The organism is Methanohalobium sp., from assembly GCF_018609725.1.
In the GTDB taxonomy this organism is placed as follows: Archaea; Halobacteriota; Methanosarcinia; order Methanosarcinales; family Methanosarcinaceae; genus Methanohalobium.
Window position 1 is genome coordinate 18,834 of the sequence record NZ_JAHENT010000086.1, and the last position, 17,861, is coordinate 36,694.

Consider the following 17,861-nt stretch of genomic DNA (forward strand, 5'->3'; position numbering starts at 1 on the left):
AACCAGTTAATTTAATTTATTCTTCTATCAATAAGATTACTGTATGAATTATTATCTGGACCTGTTCGTCCGAGTTCTTGATTTTGCAGTACCTGTACTTGTAATGATATTTATAGGAATATTTGGTAGTGGGATGCTTATTGAAAAGGGACTAATGCAAAAATTATCTCGTTTTGCAAGCCCCATATTCAAGTACACCTATCTTCCAGAAACCTGTGCCTCATCATTTCTGGTAGCTCTCGGTTCTTCAGTTGCTGCAAATACCATGATTGTCAAACGCCAAGACGATGGATGCTTGAACAGAAGAGAAGTATTACTCTGTTCTCTCATGAATAGTACTCCCGCATACATCAGGTCGATTTTTACCTATCAGATACCCATAATGCTACCTGCACTTGGTGTCGTAGTTGGAAGTTTTTATGCTTTTGTATTTATCATAACATCAATAATAAAAATTATAGTCGTCGTGGTTGCAAGTAGGTTATTTCTTGTAGAAAACCCTTGCAAGGTTTCTGAAACTCCTGAAACCGAAAAAGTATCTCTGAAAACCGCTTTATGGAGGTCTTTAAAAAGAGAGAAAAAATTGTTCTTAAAAATTGCAGTTATTTATTTGTTCATGACCACTCTTGTGTTTGTACTCAGAGACCAAGGAGCATTTGAAGTTTTTAGCGTTTTACCTCTTGCCGAGATTTTTGGACTGCCATCTGAGAGTATAGTACCTCTGACATCTTATATAGCAAGCCCAATACTGGGTGCATCCATTCTTGGACCCATGATACACAGCGGAAGTATATCATATCTGCAGGCGATGATTGTTCTTATGGTAGGGAGTATGTTTATGCTACCACTACTTGGTATAAAAAATATGGCTCCAAGATATGTTTCTATTTTTGGGTTCCGTCTTGGTCTGGGTATAGTTACCCTGTCAATGTCAATCAGTGTGATGATAAGATTTATTCTTCTTCTTATATTACTGGCAATTGCAGGGTGAACTACCACTTGGCTAAAAACCAAGTGGCTTCAGAAGGAGTTTACTTCGAAGAGTCTTACTCTTTAAATCAAAGATTTAAAGATATTTGTAAATTTTCAATTTACAAAGTCCTTCTTGGATGGTTCACACACCCACTATCGGTTACCCTGTAAAGGAATCACCGACTACTTTTCTTAATATGTTCAATGCTCCATTAACATCGGCGTTAAGCAGTTTACCAGTAGAAGATTGAAACAATCCTCTCTTGACTCTTTTACCCATGTATTTTTCATGTTTTTCTATGGGTTTTAATGCAAGAGCATCGGTTTTACTGGTATATGCCTCATCAACTTCTATGCAATTGATACCGTGGTATTCACATTTAGACCGAAGTTTTTGCTTGAATTTGCCAAAAGGTATAGTCTGAAAGGTCTGGTTGTTCTTTTTACCCATGTTGGAATTCTGTTTAATGTCTTCCAGTTCTCCGATTATGATGTTGCCGATTTTATAAACTATACAGTGTTTAATGATATAATTAACACTCTGGTTCATGAAATCATTAATCTTGTTCTTCCTTTTCTCGAACAACCAGTTCAGTTTCTGACCTGATTTTATATCCTGTTTATCATATACAGATTGCAATCTGCTTTTGACTTTGTTCCACCAACGGTTATAAGAAATCTACAATTTGATGCGATGCTAAAGACATCGAGGTTTTTACACATCAGTTATTACAAAAAATTAATATAAAAATAGTTGCAGGGATTGTTTAACAATCCCTGATTCCACTTTTAGTGGTAAGCTTCCTCAAATTTCTCATGATATTTTTCATGGGTTTCATGGCAGGCTTCAAGACATGTTCTGCAGAGATTCATATCTATATTCTCGACACCTTCTTTGAAAGATGGGATCTGCACCTCTACAGGGTACAACCTTGATGGCTTACCACACAGATTACATTTTCCACTGGATACATTTAGGATGGATTGGTCCAGTTTTGAATATGTATCTTCTGCAGCCTTGACACAGGTCGGACATAGACCTTTACATACTCCCTCAGGATATGTTATTATTAATTTGGGAGCATAGACTCTTACCGGACACAGTGTAGGAAGGCTTTCTCCACATAGTTCACAATCTGCCATTTATTTACCTCCATTATGTTGCAATTAACACATTTGCTGCTTCCATAGCCCACTGTATAAAGGGTTCTGGCCAGAATCCCAGTATAAGAACACCTACTACTGCGGCTATCAGTGTCAGTGCATATGGAAGTGGCTCTGAAACTCTTTCTCCTTCTGCAGGATAGAAATACATATACTTTACAACCCTTGCATAGTAGTACAGAGATATTGCGCTATTAAGGATTGCAATTACTGCGAGCCATACAAGCCCTGCTTCAATAGTTGAGGAGAAGAGGACAAATTTACTCATATATCCGGCTGTCAGTGGTATTCCTGCCAGTGCAAATACAAATATCATCATGGAAAATGCTGATATCGGCATTCTTTTGGCAAGTCCCTTGAAATTTTCCAGATGGTCAACATTTTCTGCTTCCCTATTTTCTGAAAGAATCATGTAACCTACTACTGCTGTAACAAGGAATGCTCCTGCTTTCATAAACCCGTGAGAGAGTATGTAAAACAATCCACCGGTTATTGCCATTGGACTCATCACAACAAAAGCCATGGATATATATCCTGCCTGAGCAACCGATGAATATGCAAGCATTCGTTTGACACTGTTTTGTGAAAGAGCTATCACATTACCAAGCGTCATGGTAATTACAGACAATATTGCAAATGCCATCGTCAATTCAGTCTTAAGAGCCACAAGCGCAATCATAAATACCTTGAAAGCCGCCACAAATCCCATTTTCTTGGAACCTGCTGCCAGTAATGAAGATACTACCGAAGGTGAACCCTCGTATGTATCCGGTGCCCACATATGGAATGGAACAAGTGCTATCTTGAAACCAAATCCTGCAACCAGTAAGACAATTGATACAATTCCAAGCGGAGATGATACAAGCATTGCACTGTTCTGGGCTATTTCCGGAATGTTTGTAGTACCTGCCAATCCATAGACGAAAGAAATACCAAAAAGCATCAGCGCAGAAGACAATGCTCCGATTATAAAGTATTTCATTGCGGATTCAAGTGACTTAAGGTTCCTCCTCTCAAATCCTGCAAGTGCATAAGTGGATATACTCGCAAGTTCAAAGGAAATGAACAACACCAGCAAGTCATTGGATGATGCTACCATCATCATACCGACTACTGCCAACAAGACCAGTGTAAAGTATTCTTCTACGTGTTCATTGTTTTCTGTATATTTGATGGATGCTACTGAAACCAGTAATGCTACTATCAAAAATACGATTTTGAAAAACTGGGAAAGCGCATCAACTGTCAGCGTTCCTGAATACATTACTGCATTTGCATCCAGATTCATCAGCGTTAAAACCAAAGATGCAAAAAGACCTGCTGATGCAAGGTATCCCAGTACCTTCTTTGATTCAGTATTGAGGAATAATCCGATTAGCAATACAACCAACGCAGTCGCAACTACTGTTAACTCGGGTGCAAATAACGTTATACCATTCAATATTACACCCCCGCAACAGATAAAAGACTGACAATATGTTCTGAATTCGTTATCATCATATCAAGCACCGGGTTAGGGTTCAATCCAAAGTATATCACAAGCAATGAAATCACTGCCATTGATAAACTCTGGTAGTTAGTAAGATCTTTTACATCTCCAAGTTTTTCGTTATATACTCCAAACATCGACCTCTGCATAGCCCAAAGATGATAGGCTGCTGTAATAACAATTCCTATCATAACCGCCAGCACATAACCGGGGAGATTCACATAACTGGAGGTCAATACCAGAAATTCCGCAACGAATCCGGTAAGACCCGGAAGTCCGAGTGATGCCATAAAGACAACCACCATTATTAATGCAAGTTTTGGCATCTTCTTTGAAAGACCGCCCAGTTGATTGATTATTCTGGTTCCTGCATTGGTCTGGATTACTCCAACCGACATAAACATCACACTTAAAATCAGTCCGTGTGAAAACTGCTGGAACATTGCTCCTGATACAGAAAGTGAAACAAGACCTGCTGAACCAAGAACTACAAACCCCATATGACTTACACTGGCAAAGGCAATCATCCGTTTGAAATCTCTTTGGGAAAGTGCTACAAATGCTCCGTAGATAATACTTGCTGTCCCGAGCACTGCCATAATGGAAATCATCAGGTTAGGTGTTCCTGTAAACGGAAGTATTGGAAGCATAATTCTGAAAAGTCCATAACCTCCGATTTTTAAGAGTATGAACAATACGTTGCCTGCTATCGGTGATTCAGTATATGCATCCGGAAGCCATGAATGGAACGGGAATGTCGGTATTTTTACTATAAACCCGAACAGAAGTGCGATAAATATTGCATCTTTTACCAATGGAGCTTCAAAAGACTGGAACTGGGTTAACAATTCCTGTATATTAAACGTTGGACTTCCTGTCTGGCTCCATGCAGTAAAATACAGGGCAAATATACCCAACAGCATTACCAGTGATGCTACATGTGTATAAATGAAGAATTTGATAGCTGCAAAGTCTTTGTTTGGACCTCCCCACTGACTTACCATGAAGTAGAGAGGTATAAGGGTCAGTTCCCAGAATACGTAGAACAAGAAGAAATCAAGGGCTGCAAATACACCTATGACTGCTCCCTGCATCGCAAGAATCAAACCAAAGAATCTGTTTGGATAGGGGTTTTCTTCATTCCATGAATAGATTATCAAAAATGGAATTACAATTGCATTGAGCAGTATCAATGGCATTGATACACCATCAACACCTACCGAGTAGGTTATTCCCAGTGATGGTACCCATTTTGATATTTCCACAAATTGTAGACTGGCTATACTGCTGTCGAAATTCATGTACATATACAGCGCAAGAACCAGAGATATAACTGAGCCAGTCAGTGCAGTTGTTCTTGCCTGTTCTTTCGTTTTCGTGAAAAATGTTATTACTGCAAATATTAACGGTACCAATATCAACATTGATAAAACAGGCAACATTAGATTACCTCCATGATTATTTTAACCAGTATTGCCAGAAGACTTACACCTGCAATTATCGCTGTTGCGTAGTTCTGGACAACTCCTGTCTGGACATGTCTGAACATATGTCCTGCTTCAGTAAGAGCTGAACCTATTGCATTTACAATCCAGTTAATACCTCTATCTATATGATACAATGCAAGTGATAACCCTTCGTAGACCACTTTTATTGCAAAACCTTCAGTAAGTATCTCGTTCTGATAGTATCTGTTATATATCAGTTTGTAAACCGGATTGTTTCTGGACACACTGAAATCCAGAACTCTGCGGTGATATATTAGATACGTAATCAAAAGACCCGCTACTGCGAGTATAAGAGGCAACCACAGAATTATTAATGGTTCATGACCCGCTTCATGTAGTAGCTCATAGTTACCAAGACTTGTAGCAAGTTCATTCAGATTCATATTTATGAAATTGAATGTATCTCCCAGGAATCTGGAAAACATTCCTGTTGTAAACATACCAAAGAATAGCGAAAATGCTGCAAGAATAACCATAGGCACAGTCATGGATGACGGTGATTCGTGCCCTTCATAATCAGTTCTTGGTTTACCTGTGAAGGTCATGAACAGTAACCTGAATATATAAGCCGATGTCAGGAATGCACCGACTATGGCAAATATGTATGGAAGCCAGTTATGGCTTTGTTCTCCGAAAAGGAATGCTGCCTCGATTATAGCATCTTTACTCAAAAATCCACTGGTACCTATAATCGTACCGGGTATACCAAACCCTGCAAGTGAAAGTCCGGCAATAAGCATCGTTATTGCAGTAATAGGCATTAGTTTTCCTACACCGCCGAGTTCTCTCATATCATGTGTTCCTACTGCATGAATCACACTTCCAGCACACAGGAAAAGTAGTGCTTTGAAAAATGCATGATTTATAAGATGGAATATTGAAAGACCTACAGCCTCCATCCCGATAACTGCACCCATTCCAAGTCCAAGCATCATGTATCCCAGTTGACTGATGGTGGAATAGGCAAGCACACGTTTCAGGTCGTTCATAACTATAGCCATGGTTGCTGCAAACAATGCGGTAAATCCACCAAGATAAGCAATGACTATTAGTGTATCCGGTGCAGAGATGAACATCGGGAATGTTCTGGCAACAAGGTAAACACCTGCAGTTACCATGGTTGCTGCATGAATCAGTGCAGAAACTGTGGTAGGACCTTCCATAGCATCCGGAAGCCACACATGGAGTGGGAACTGTCCGGATTTACCTACTGCTCCACCGAAAAACAGCAAGGTTATCAGTGTAAGATGACTAACTTCAAATCCAAAGATTTGAGCGCTCATCCCTGCTATTTCAGGGATATGGTTAAACATTTCAGTAAACTGTAGCATATAGGCATTGTCAGGGAATCCGTTAAAGATTGCGAACAAATCCGAAAACAGGATTATGATACCTGCCAGAAACATTACGTCTCCTATCCTGGTGGTCAAGAAGGCTTTCTTTGCTGCTGATGCAGCCGATGGTTTCCCATACCAGAACCCAATAAGCAGATATGAGCTTAAACCTACAAGTTCCCAGAATACAAACATCTGCAAAATATTGTCCGATAGTATCAGACCAAGCATAGAACATGTAAATAGTGCAGTCTCTGCAAAATATCTGGGTTTGGATTTGTCATGTTCCATATAGCCTACAGAATAAATATGAATCAGTAAACTCACAAAGGATACCATCGTCAGCATTACTGCCGCCAGTGGGTCAATCAGGATACCCAGATTGAAAGCTCCGAACCAGTCAACAGATTGAGCTACAATCTGGTCCGGATTTTGAAGCAGGTTTAATGTTATTAGCAAAGATATAACAAACGATAACGTTATTGCTCCTATCGGAACCAGTGCACCGCCTGCATACATCTTCTTACCTAAAAAGAATGTTATCACAAAAGCCAGTGCCGGTAATAGTGGTATTAAAAAAGCAAAATCACCTATAGGCATATCATTACCACCTCAATATATTAAAGTCATTAAGCTCTATCCGGTATTTCATTCTATAAACAGCCATAAATATTCCAAATCCTATCGCTGCTTCAGCTGCTGCCAGTGCTATAGTAAATAGTACAAATACCTGTCCTGTAATATCATTGTTATAACTGGAAAATGCTACAAGATTGATGTTCGCCGAATTGAGCATGAGTTCCACACACATCAAAAGGCGTACACCGTTTTGTTTGGTCATTATACCCAACAGACCGATAGAAAACACTACCGTTGAAAGGATTAGGTAGAATGGCAACGGAATTGCTGGCAATATCATTTACTATCAGCTCCTCTGCCCATATAAAAAGCACCTATAAGTGCCGATAATAATACTATAGCCATGATTTCAAAGGGTACTACATATTTGGTAAAAACCGATACACCTATCCGTTCTATATTACTCTGGTCTTCTGGGGTTTGGGGGAGCTCTTCTACAGTGTCCCAACCTGTCCCAATTACTGAAACACCCATCATGCCCAGGAATAATAGAACTACCAGAAGTGCTACTATAACGTTTATAATTTTACCTAACATATGGACCACTTCCTGCTTCTGTTTTTGTCAACATGACACCAAATAATATCAATACACCTACTGCTCCTACATACACAAGCACCTGAACTACACCAAGGAACTGGGCATTAAGCAGGATATATAATCCAGCTACACTAAACAATGAAACAATAAGTGAAATTGCAGCTCTGACTACATCCCTTGATACTACTGTTAGTAATGAAAACAGTATAACAATTAGGGAAAGCAAAGCGAATGCTCCAAACCTTGCAAGGGTAGTCAGGTCATCGAAAGTAAAAGACGTTAAATAATCTAAAATTGCTACCATTTTTTCACCGCCCTTTTGGTTTTAATCATTTCTTCAATTCTTCTTCGTTATATTCATCTTCTCCAATTTCTACTTCCCGTGCAAGTTCATCAGGTGTAAAAAGTAAATCTTCATGATTCCACTTTACTACCCCAGAAGTGTAAATTCTAGAACTTGAGAGAGCATCCTGAGGACATTGATCAATACACAATCCGCAAAACATACAGTGTCCAATATCAATTTCAGGGAACCATCTCTGTTTATCACTTGTTTTACTTACTCTTGATCTTACAATCTTGATTGCGTTATTGGGACATGTATTGGCACAAATACCACAACCTATACATTTACTTTTATCAAGTACCTGAAGCCCTTTGAACCTTTCAGGGATGCCTCTTGATTTTTCTTCAGGACACATTATGGTTACAGGAGGGTGGTATATACTTTTGATTGCCTTTACAATATTTTCTAATACCATACTATTTCACGCTCCAAGGAACAGGCCAAGTGCTATTGCCCATATTAGGTTTACTATTGATAATGGTATAATCCTCTTCCATCCCAGGTTTACTACCTGATCGATTCTGAATCTTGGAACTGCCCATCTTAACAGTATGATAAAAGCCAGAACTATAGCGCTTTTACCCAAAAATACCAGCGTCGGTATAATAAATCCTATTACAGGAATGGATGTCAGTAGTCCAAGACCTGGAAGGTTCCATCCACCCAAAAAGAGCAATACAACCAGAAATGAACCCAGTATCATATGTATATATTCAGCAAAGAAACCGAGACCAAACCTCATACCACAATATTCGGTAAGCCATCCTGCAACAACTTCCTGCTCTGCTTCTGTCTGGTCAAAAGGAAGTCTACCAAGATCACCCATTAGAGCCACGAAAAACACGAAAAATCCTATCGGTTGCAAGATAACGTTCCAGATTGTCTGGTTTTCGACGATTTCTATAATATTTAACGACCCTGTAGTTATTGCAACGGCTATTATACTAATACCAAGCGGTATTTCATAACCTACCATTCTTGCAAAATTACGGAATGCACCAAGCAATGCATACTTGTTGTTTGAACTGTATGCAACCATGAATACACCGATAATTGATATCGATGAAACTGCTTCTACATAGAGTATACTGATATCCATATCAGTCACAACAAGCGGATATGCAACACCATTTATGACAACTGCTCCAATAGGTATTGCTACAAGCATCAAAAAAACAGATACCATCAGGAATATGGGTGCTGACCTGAACATAACACTGTCAGCTTTTCTGGGTACTATGTCTTCTTTTGTAAACAATTTTATGGCATCCGCTATCAACTGGAATATTCCTATTGGACCTACTCGACATGGTCCAATTCTGAATTGAATATCAGCTGATATTTTTCTTTCAAGCCATACAGCAGCCATTGCACTGATGAATATAAAACCTATCAAAGACAGTCCTAAATATCCTCGTATCCAGGGATTGGTTAAATATTCCAGTAAAAGGTCATATGAACCTGCTATAATATCCATCACCATAGTTTTCACCTGTCCACTTCACTTGTACATCCATCCATACTTCCAGCAATAGTGTTAACATCAGCCACATAAACCCCTCTCAAAACCGGTGGGAGAGCCTGCAATGTAGGGTATGCTGGACCTCTAACTTTTACACGATAAGGTTTATCAGAACCATCTGAAACCATATAAATTCCCATTTCTCCGCGTGGGTCTTCTACTCTTTTAAAGACTTCACCTTCTGGTACTCTCATTGTAGGTGTTCTTTTTCCATAAGGTGCACTTTCAGGGAATATGGGACCATCTGGAATCTGGTCCAGTGCCTGCTCGATTATATAGATACTTTCACGGATTTCATTAAGACGCACCATTATACGTGCATAGGAATCTCCTTCTCCTTGTGTACATACCTTGAAATCAAGGTCATCATAAACAAGGTAGGGTTCATCTTTTCTGATATCAAATGGTACTCCCGTTGCACGGAGCACGGGTCCTGCTACTCCGACCTCTTTAGCAACTTCCGGACTTAAAACACCTACACCAACTGTTCGGTCTTTGTAAATAGTATCAGACTTTAAAAGCCTTTCATATTCATCAAGAACAGTTATTTTGAGTTGTTCCATTGTCCTTGTAAACTTATCCTTGAAACCGGGCGGCAGGTCCTCGCGCACACCTCCAAATTTCAGAAAAGTATGCGTTATTCTTGCTCCTGTAATACTATCAAGCAAAGAAAGTACATTTTCTCTTTCCTTGATGGTGTACATAAACATTGATTGGTATCCGATAAATTCAGAAAATTCACCAAATCCTAATAAATGACTCTGAATCCTAGATAATTCCTCAGTTATTACTCTGATGTATTGAGCCCTTTCAGGAACTTCAATCCCTGCAAGTTGTTCAACACATCCGCAAAATGCTTCTTCATTGGTCAAAGCAGCCAGATAGCACATTCTGTCTACAATCGGTATACCCTGCAAATAGGTTTTACTTTCAAGTATTTTTTCTATACCTTTATGAATAAAACCAAGCTCAACCTGAGCATCTGTTACAGTTTCTCCTTTGACTTTCAGATTAAGTCTGAATGGTCCAGGTTGTGCCGGATGCTGAGGACCTATATGAATTAACATTTCTGTTGATTCTAATTCTTCTAATTCGTCCATATTATCCCTTACACCAGATTTTTGGCTGTTTTTTGTGGAAATCCTTCATAATCCTTTCTTAGAGGCCAATCTCCAAGCAAATCTTCTGGAAGAACAAGCGGTTTAAGATTAGGATGATACTTGAACATTATTCCAAATAATTCATAGGTTTCTCTTTCATACCAGTTAGCATTCCAGTAAACATCGACAATGGATTCAATCACAGGGTCATCCCTGTTTAATCTAGCTTTTAAAGCCAGTACTACCGGATGTTCATAGGAAGCTATATGATAGACCACTTCGAATTCATTTCTTAATATATAATCAACTCCTGATTCACAACATAGGTGGTTGAAATCAAGGTCATTTTTGAGATATTCACATACTTCTTTTACATGGTCTTTGTCTATATATGCTGTCACCCGGATATCTGATTTAACAGTGGCATCAGATATAGCTTCAGGAAATGTGCTGGATAATGAATCGACAATTGTATTTGCATCCATTGGTTAAGCCTCCCCATAAATTGCGGCTTTATCCTTCTTGGAGGTGATCTTTTTCTGCAACTCTACAAATCCTTGTATTAATGCTTCTGGTCTTGGTGGGCATCCCGGTATATAGACATCGATTGGGAATATTTCATCGATGTTTTGTACAGTGCTGTAGGATTCATAAAAAGGTCCACCGCTAATTGCACAATCACCCATTGCAATTACCCATTTGGGTGAAGGCATCTGTTCATATACTTTCTTGAGAGCGGGGAAATATTTCTTTGTCACATAGCCACTGATAATCATAACATCAGCTTGTCTTGGAGAGTTTCGGGGTATAATCCCAAACCTATCAGTGTCGTAGTGTGCACATCCTGTGGCAATCATTTCCACACCACAGCAACCCATTGGCTGGGTCATAAACCAGAGTGAATTTTTACGTCCCCAATTAATAATATCCTGAACTTTTGTTTTTTTCAGGAATTCACTGATTGCATTACTGTTAGTTGTTATTACTCCGGGTATTTCAAGTTCACCCGAAGGTTTTCCAGCTTCTTCATTTGTGTTGGTATTCATTTCGTTGACCATTGTAGGGCCCCCTTCTTCCATTCATAAATAAATCCAATAACCATGATTACTATGAATGCCAAAATTGCTGTTGTTGCTATTGATGTTATTCCATGACCCCTATAAACTGTAGCCCATGGGTATAAAAACAGTATTTCTACATCAAAAAGAACGAACGCAATTGCATAAATATAGTATTCAACATTGAATTGTATTCTTGCATCACCAGTTGGGTCTGATCCTGATTCGTAGGTTGTAAACTTTTGTTTTGATTTACTTCTGGGGCTCAGAAATTTAACAATAAGCATCGTTATCGGTGGCATTACAACACCTACAATCAGAAAGATTGCAACTGGGACGTAACTATTGATTATGCTACTGGTGTCTATTATCTCTGGCATAGTAACTCACCTGATGATATTCATTCTTGACAAGTTGTTTGTATATAATTATTTCCAATATTAATCTCTATATTTTTAAAATTCGTTTAACTCAAATTATAATAGGGATATATAAGGCTTTTAAGCATCATTTAAATTAATTATTATGACTAGCACATGAACTATTGTTTAGTATCCAAAGGAAAACTAATTTAAAGATTTTTCTATATCTGAATACAAATGATTCTAAAAAATGGAAATATAAACAGAAAAAATTGGAATAAATATATCAAACCAATTTGGGAGAATAGAATTTTTTTATAAGAGCTTCACAATTTGAACAGGTTATAACAAACCACTCCCCTATTGAGTTAGTTGTATATTTTTCAAACAGTGAGGCACTGCAATTTGGACATACATAATATTCTTTAAAATAGTAATGATAAAATTCCGGATTGTTTTTCAGCCACTCAAGAACTACATGCATGTGTTCAAAATAACGCTGCTTTGAAGGATTAGTTGTATGTTCCAATGCATCCTTTGCCCGTGCATCTATTTTGTTGGTATAATCTACTGAATTATTTGTTAACCTCTTGTAATCAGAAATATATCTGGTAGTCCGATACAAATAATTGAGAAAATTATCATAGGCTTTGGGTGTGTTATTATATATAGTTTTTAGAAAATATTCTGTCATTACGTCTTCCAGAATGTCAACACATGTAGTACATATATTGTAAGCTTCATACTGTTTCGAATCCTGTTCCTGACCACATATGGTGCAATTTTCCATTTAATAAACCCCCGTTAATCAACTTTTTCCGGTTTTGTAGCCTCTCGTGTAAACATTATCGGAAACAGATTCAATACTCCCAAAAGGTCTCCTTCTCTTATATGTCCCGTTTCCTGTCCGATTACATAGGCACTATCAATAACCCTTTCTTTATCTACTGGTACATTCCCCTCCTTTGCACCAATTTTTAAAACGGAAGCTACTGCATGCTGTGAAAAAATACACGGCATTGCTACCATATCAGGTTCTACATTAATATCCTTTACATCAATTTTTTTAAACTCCCCCGATTTGATACTCATATCTTCATTTGCTATTATCATTTCCCATTTTGCACGGGTAGCCATCGTGAATTCATATGATGATGCTTTCACTTTGGTGGAATTTAGTTCACCATTTTTACGAGATACAACCTGTATAACCTGTGTTGACATTCTATCACCAAATAAGGTTGGGACTTCGCTGTTATATATAGTTTTCTATAATTTGTCATGAATTATCATGATACCAAAAATAATTAAATTTTATGCAAATATAAATAACTCCTTTTATATTAGAAGCATAGTCAATTATTTACTATAATTTTAATCACTAACGAATTTGGAAGATGTTACTGGTGAATTTGCCATGAAAATAAACGATAACTGTGTAGGATGTGGACAATGCGCAACTTTTTGCAAAAATGATGCTATTCAAGTATGGGGAAAAGCAAAGATAACGCAGGATTGCACAAATTGTAAAATTTGCACCTATTACTGCCCGTTAAATGCTATAGAGGTGACAGAATGAAGACTATTGTTGTAGGTTCAGGGCTCGGTGGTTTACTTAGTGCAGCATATCTTGCAAAAAGTGGACACGATGTTGATGTTTTTGAAGCTTTGCCCTTTACAGGAGGGCGGTTCACAAATATTGATTATAAAGGTTTCAAACTTTCAACAGGTGCACTGCATATGGTTCCACACGGTGATTCAGGACCGCTTGCCCAGATGTTAAAAAAACTGAATGCTGATGTCAATATTGTTACTTCCAATCCATCCTCTGTTATACGTATGCCTGCAAGTGATAATGATACCGACTATAAAAATGGGTTCAGGGACATGGCTTTTCATGACTTTAAAGTACCGTTTTCATTAATAAACAGAATAAAAATTGCTTTCCTTGCTTTTACAACCAAATACTTTCCTCCAAAAAAAGGAACATTTGATGACTGGATTAAACAACATATTAATGAAAAATGGGCTACAAGAATCGCCAACTCGTTTTGTGGGTGGTCTATAAGTCTTAAAAGTTCGGATGTATCAGCAAAAGAAGTTTTTGAGATTATTTCAAATTTGTACCGCTACTCAGGACCCGGTGTTCCAATGAGTGGGTGTAAAGGTATTACATATGCTCTTATAGAGATAATCCAAGAAAATGGTGGAAGAATATATACCGGTAAAGAAGTTACTGAAATAATCACATCTAATAATCATGCAAAAGGAGTTGTTGCTGACGGAGATAAATATTATTCAGACCTAATTATAAGCGATATTGGACATATAGAGACCAACAGACTATGTAAAAACGTTACAGAAACTGAAGAATATGTCCAATATAAAAACCAGTTACAGAATATAAAATCATCTGCAGGTATTAAAATATCATTAGCATGTGATGAACCTTTAATAGGACACGGCGGAGTGGTTCTTACTCCATATTCAAAAAGGATAGATGGAATGAATGAAGTCACCAATGTGGACCCAACCCTTGCTCCTGAAGGGAAACATCTTGTTATGACGCATCAATGTTTGCGGTGGGACAGACTTGATAATATAGAAGAAGAAATTGAACTTGGCCTGCAAGATATAAGAGACATATTTTTAAACAAAGATTATGAAATTTTAATGGTGCAGTCCTATCATGACGGGTGGCCTGTCAACAGATCGGCATCCAGCCAAGATTTATCCAACAAAACCCCTATATCCAACCTCTATGTAGTGGGCGATGGTGCTAAAGGAGAAGGTGGTATAGAAATAGAAGGTATTACACTAGGTGTTTTAAATACAATGGATATGATTTTATCCTAAATAGTTGTAATTAAACTTATGTATCTGATGTTCAATCATTCTTTAACTATGCCTATACCTGAATTTGTTACCTACTGCAGGAATGTATTTACCCCAGTGACCAATATTTGTAGAAACAGGTGTGGATACTGTGGTTTTAGACGTGACCCTGAAGACCCCCAGGCACAGCTTATGTCTATGGATGAAATCGTTCCGATACTAAAAAAAGGATATGAATCCGGATGTACTGAAGCCCTTTTTACTTTTGGAGAGTCTGCAGAAGAAGTACCCGAATACAGATACTGGCTCTATGAAAAGGGTTATAGTTCTACTTTGGAGTATTTGATGGAACTATGTAAAACTGCTATTGATAATGGACTGCTGCCTCATACCAATGCTGGTGTTCTTGATAAAAAACAACTGAAAATGTTGAAACCATTAAATGCCAGTATGGGACTAATGCTTGAGACAATATCCAAACTTGATGCACATGAAAATAGTCCCGGAAAAATTCCAGAAAAAAGAATTGAAACTATTAAATCAGCAGGCCAATTGAAAATCCCTTTTACAACCGGTATCCTTGTAGGTATCGGAGAAACTGAAAATGATAGAATTGAATCATTAAATGAAATCAGAAAACTCCATGAAAAATATGGACACATACAGGAGGTCATTATTCAGAATTTCACTCCAAAACCTGGAACACCCATGAGTAATTACACCTCACCATCACTATCAACCATGTCTGAGACTGTCTCTTATGCACGGGAGATACTTCCTGATGATGTTACGGTACAGGTTCCTCCCAATTTAACAGACCCTTATCTTCTAATAAAAAAAGGTGCCAGTGATTTGGGCGGTATATCCCCTACAACAATTGACTGGATAAACCCAGAATCTGAATGGCCCAATATAGTAGAACTTGAAAACATAATACCCAATATACCATTAAAGGAACGTCTTCCCATACATCCAATATATATACAAAAAGGCTGGTACAGTGACCAGTTGAGCAAAATTATAGACAACCTTGCCGACGAGAATGGTTATCGTAAAACTTAAATTCAAGTTTTATTTTGACAATCAAAGCAATAAAAAAACAAAGATGGTTAAATGGTAATCGAATATTCCAGTATTCCTAATGATATTGTACATAGATCCAGAAAGGGTGAATGTACAAGAGAGGACGGAATTTATCTGTTCAATACAGAACCGTTTGAACTTTTTTCACTTGCTGATAGACTGCGTTATGAATCCGTAGGAAAAGATGTCACCTATATTATCAACCGAAACATCAACTTTACCAACCAGTGTGAAGGTACTTGCGGGTTCTGTGCATTCAGAAACAGCGGAGAATCTGGGTTCATCTATTCAATAAATGAAATTATGGAAAAGGTTAAAGATGAAACCGGGTTGTATCTGACTGAGATATGTTTACAGGGCGGATTGCTTCAGGATGTTGGCATTGATTTTTACAAAAACATACTTGAATCTGTAAAAACAGAAGCTCCAGATATACATATACATGCATTTTCACCAATGGAAATATACCATCTATCTAAAATAAACAACCTTAGTGTAAAAAAAACACTGCAAGAATTAAAAAACAGTGGTCTTGATTCAATGCCCGGTACTGCTGCCGAAATACTTTCTGATAGAGTACGTGAAATAATATGTCCGGATAAACTGACTACTGATGAATGGATAAATGTTGTAAAACTTGCCCACAAAACAGGCATACCAACTACTTCTACCATGATGTATGGACACATCGAAACTCTTGAAGAACGTATAGATCATATATTAACAATCAGAAAAATCCAAGAAGAAACAAATGGAATTACTGAATTCGTGCCTCTTCCTTTCATGCTTTCAAACAATCCGATTGGAGAACAGATAAAAAAAGAAGGTAGATTTGGCACAACCGGTATAGAAGATTTAAAAATCCATGCTATTGCACGGATACTTCTTCATGGATATGTTAATAATATACAGGCAAGTTGGGTGAAACTCGGTAAAAAACTTGCCCAGGTTGCACTGTATCACGGTGCCAATGATCTCGGAGGCACTTTGATAGAAGAAAGTATTTCTAAATCCGCAGGTTCCAAAGAAGGTGAATTTATTTCTCCTGATGAATTTAGATGGCTTATTGAAAGTGCAGGAAAGACTCCAAAACAAAGAAACACTTTATACCAGATAGTATAATTACCAAAAAAACAATATCCTGATTACAAATGAGAGCCGTTATCCCATACAAAAAAACGAAGGCAAAATCAAGGCTTTCATCTGTTTTAACACTCAAAGAGCGTGAAGAATTTGTTGAAAGCATGTTAAAAGATGTTGTTAACACACTTTCAGATAATCAAATAAAAAATATAGATGTATTGACCACAACTTCAAACAGTATACCTGATAACCTCGATGTTAATGTTATTACAAGCGAATACGGATTAAATGAAGCTATTAATTCTTATTTGAAAAACATACAAGAACCAATACTTATTATAATGGCTGATTTGCCGCTTGTTAAATCAAACCACATAACAGATATTATCAATACAAAAAAGGATGTGGTTATTGTTCCGGGAAAAGGAGGAGGCACAAATATAATTTATCTGAAAAAACCTGAAAAGTTTACAGTTAAATACTATGGTTCAAGTTTTCTTACCCACTGTAACATCGCAAAGAAAAATCTGAATACAGTGGAAATATACGATTCATTTATGGCAAGTACTGACATAGACGAACCGAATGACCTTGTAGAAATTTTATTGCATGGTCAGGGATTATCCAGAGAATATATAGAAAAAAAATTTAAAATCGATGATTCCAAAGGCAGGTTAAAACTTAAATGTTAATAACAAAATATCTTTCCTTAAATGTATAAAATAATTATTTTACTGCTTTCTGACGTACTCCCACGGATAAATCCGTTGGGTTCTGTGGTCGGTGGGCGTCACACCGTTGCCACTTGCGGGGCGCCAGTACTCCC

21 protein-coding genes and 1 pseudogene are annotated in these 17,861 nt (G+C 37.7%); 6 read left to right on the plus strand and 16 right to left on the minus strand.

All coding sequences use genetic code 11. From position 1 onward, the window contains the following. The first annotated feature begins 43 nt into the window (after positions 1 to 43). Positions 44 to 991 carry a nucleoside recognition domain-containing protein gene (locus QZ276_RS05675; RefSeq protein WP_292486081.1) on the plus strand — a complete coding sequence of 316 codons (948 nt, stop codon included), beginning with the start codon at positions 44 to 46 and terminating at the stop codon, positions 989 to 991. A 100-nt stretch (positions 992 to 1,091) separates the two neighbouring features. Here QZ276_RS05675 and QZ276_RS05680 read toward each other — a convergent pair. From QZ276_RS05680 to QZ276_RS05755, 16 genes and pseudogenes are all read right to left on the minus strand, one after another. Continuing rightward, positions 1,092 to 1,648, minus strand: a pseudogene (locus tag QZ276_RS05680) (RNA-guided endonuclease TnpB family protein); the annotation flags it as partial. Positions 1,649 to 1,761: 113 nt separating this feature from the next. After that, positions 1,762 to 2,115, minus strand: a complete 354-nt coding sequence (locus QZ276_RS05685) for a F420H2 dehydrogenase subunit FpoO (RefSeq protein ID WP_292486083.1) — start codon at positions 2,113 to 2,115, stop codon at positions 1,762 to 1,764. A 13-nt stretch (positions 2,116 to 2,128) separates the two neighbouring features. Beyond that, a complete protein-coding gene (locus QZ276_RS05690; RefSeq protein ID WP_292486085.1) occupies positions 2,129 to 3,577 on the minus strand; it encodes an NADH-quinone oxidoreductase subunit N in 1,449 nt (482 codons plus the stop codon). Positions 3,578 to 3,579: 2 nt separating this feature from the next. Further along, positions 3,580 to 5,067, minus strand: a complete 1,488-nt coding sequence (gene fpoM, locus QZ276_RS05695; RefSeq protein ID WP_292486087.1) for a F(420)H(2) dehydrogenase subunit M — start codon at positions 5,065 to 5,067, stop codon at positions 3,580 to 3,582. Continuing rightward, a complete protein-coding gene (gene fpoL / locus QZ276_RS05700; RefSeq protein ID WP_292486089.1) occupies positions 5,067 to 7,067 on the minus strand; it encodes a F420H2 dehydrogenase subunit FpoL in 2,001 nt (666 codons plus the stop codon). Before fpoL ends, fpoM begins: the two co-directional genes overlap by 1 nt. A gap of 4 nt (positions 7,068 to 7,071) precedes the next feature. Continuing rightward, positions 7,072 to 7,386 carry a F420H2 dehydrogenase subunit FpoK gene (gene fpoK / locus QZ276_RS05705; protein ID WP_292486091.1) on the minus strand — a complete coding sequence of 105 codons (315 nt, stop codon included), beginning with the start codon at positions 7,384 to 7,386 and terminating at the stop codon, positions 7,072 to 7,074. Then, positions 7,383 to 7,643 carry a F420H2 dehydrogenase subunit FpoJ gene (gene fpoJ, locus QZ276_RS05710; RefSeq protein ID WP_292486093.1) on the minus strand — a complete coding sequence of 87 codons (261 nt, stop codon included), beginning with the start codon at positions 7,641 to 7,643 and terminating at the stop codon, positions 7,383 to 7,385. Before fpoJ ends, fpoK begins: the two co-directional genes overlap by 4 nt. After that, positions 7,633 to 7,950: an NADH-quinone oxidoreductase subunit J gene (locus QZ276_RS05715; protein WP_292486095.1), complete on the minus strand. Its 318-nt coding sequence runs from the start codon at positions 7,948 to 7,950 to the stop codon at positions 7,633 to 7,635. The genes fpoJ and QZ276_RS05715 overlap by 11 nt, the downstream gene beginning before the upstream one ends. Before the next feature lie 25 nt (positions 7,951 to 7,975). Further along, on the minus strand, positions 7,976 to 8,407 hold the full coding sequence (gene fpoI, locus QZ276_RS05720; protein WP_292486097.1) for a F420H2 dehydrogenase subunit FpoI: 432 nt from the start codon (positions 8,405 to 8,407) through the stop codon (positions 7,976 to 7,978). Positions 8,408 to 8,413: 6 nt separating this feature from the next. Further along, a complete protein-coding gene (gene fpoH, locus QZ276_RS05725) occupies positions 8,414 to 9,475 on the minus strand; it encodes a F420H2 dehydrogenase subunit FpoH (RefSeq protein WP_292486099.1) in 1,062 nt (353 codons plus the stop codon). A 5-nt stretch (positions 9,476 to 9,480) separates the two neighbouring features. Beyond that, positions 9,481 to 10,614, minus strand: a complete 1,134-nt coding sequence (gene fpoD, locus QZ276_RS05730) for a F420H2 dehydrogenase subunit FpoD (RefSeq protein WP_292486101.1) — start codon at positions 10,612 to 10,614, stop codon at positions 9,481 to 9,483. An 8-nt stretch (positions 10,615 to 10,622) separates the two neighbouring features. After that, the gene (gene fpoC / locus QZ276_RS05735; RefSeq protein WP_292486103.1) at positions 10,623 to 11,099 is read right to left on the minus strand and encodes a F420H2 dehydrogenase subunit FpoC; all 477 of its coding nucleotides are present in this window, start codon (positions 11,097 to 11,099) and stop codon (positions 10,623 to 10,625) included. A 3-nt stretch (positions 11,100 to 11,102) separates the two neighbouring features. Beyond that, the gene (gene fpoB, locus QZ276_RS05740) at positions 11,103 to 11,660 is read right to left on the minus strand and encodes a F(420)H(2) dehydrogenase subunit B (protein WP_292486126.1); all 558 of its coding nucleotides are present in this window, start codon (positions 11,658 to 11,660) and stop codon (positions 11,103 to 11,105) included. Then, entirely contained in the window at positions 11,657 to 12,052 is a 396-nt protein-coding gene (gene fpoA / locus QZ276_RS05745) for a F420H2 dehydrogenase subunit FpoA (protein ID WP_292486105.1), read from the minus strand. Before fpoA ends, fpoB begins: the two co-directional genes overlap by 4 nt. Positions 12,053 to 12,320: 268 nt before the next feature. After that, positions 12,321 to 12,824: a hypothetical protein gene (locus QZ276_RS05750; protein ID WP_292486107.1), complete on the minus strand. Its 504-nt coding sequence runs from the start codon at positions 12,822 to 12,824 to the stop codon at positions 12,321 to 12,323. Positions 12,825 to 12,838: 14 nt separating this feature from the next. Next, the gene (locus QZ276_RS05755; protein ID WP_292486109.1) at positions 12,839 to 13,258 is read right to left on the minus strand and encodes a DUF22 domain-containing protein; all 420 of its coding nucleotides are present in this window, start codon (positions 13,256 to 13,258) and stop codon (positions 12,839 to 12,841) included. Between the two features lie 193 nt (positions 13,259 to 13,451). Between QZ276_RS05755 and QZ276_RS05760 the strand changes: the two genes are divergently transcribed. Genes QZ276_RS05760 through cofC form a run of 5 tightly spaced genes read left to right on the plus strand, consistent with a single transcriptional unit; the run spans position 13,452 to position 17,727 of the window. Beyond that, positions 13,452 to 13,613, plus strand: coding sequence for a 4Fe-4S binding protein (locus QZ276_RS05760; protein ID WP_292486128.1), 162 nt, complete (start codon positions 13,452 to 13,454; stop codon positions 13,611 to 13,613). Next, complete coding sequence (locus QZ276_RS05765; RefSeq protein WP_292486111.1) at positions 13,610 to 14,890, plus strand: NAD(P)/FAD-dependent oxidoreductase; 1,281 nt, start codon at positions 13,610 to 13,612, stop codon at positions 14,888 to 14,890. The genes QZ276_RS05760 and QZ276_RS05765 overlap by 4 nt, the downstream gene beginning before the upstream one ends. 27 nt (positions 14,891 to 14,917) lie before the next feature. Further along, positions 14,918 to 15,931, plus strand: a complete 1,014-nt coding sequence (cofG, locus tag QZ276_RS05770) for a 7,8-didemethyl-8-hydroxy-5-deazariboflavin synthase subunit CofG (RefSeq protein WP_292486129.1) — start codon at positions 14,918 to 14,920, stop codon at positions 15,929 to 15,931. A 51-nt stretch (positions 15,932 to 15,982) separates the two neighbouring features. Then, positions 15,983 to 17,074 carry a 7,8-didemethyl-8-hydroxy-5-deazariboflavin synthase subunit CofH gene (gene cofH, locus QZ276_RS05775; protein ID WP_292486113.1) on the plus strand — a complete coding sequence of 364 codons (1,092 nt, stop codon included), beginning with the start codon at positions 15,983 to 15,985 and terminating at the stop codon, positions 17,072 to 17,074. Positions 17,075 to 17,103: 29 nt separating this feature from the next. Then, a complete protein-coding gene (cofC, locus tag QZ276_RS05780) occupies positions 17,104 to 17,727 on the plus strand; it encodes a 2-phospho-L-lactate guanylyltransferase (protein WP_292486115.1) in 624 nt (207 codons plus the stop codon). Positions 17,728 to 17,861: the final 134 nt, after the last annotated feature.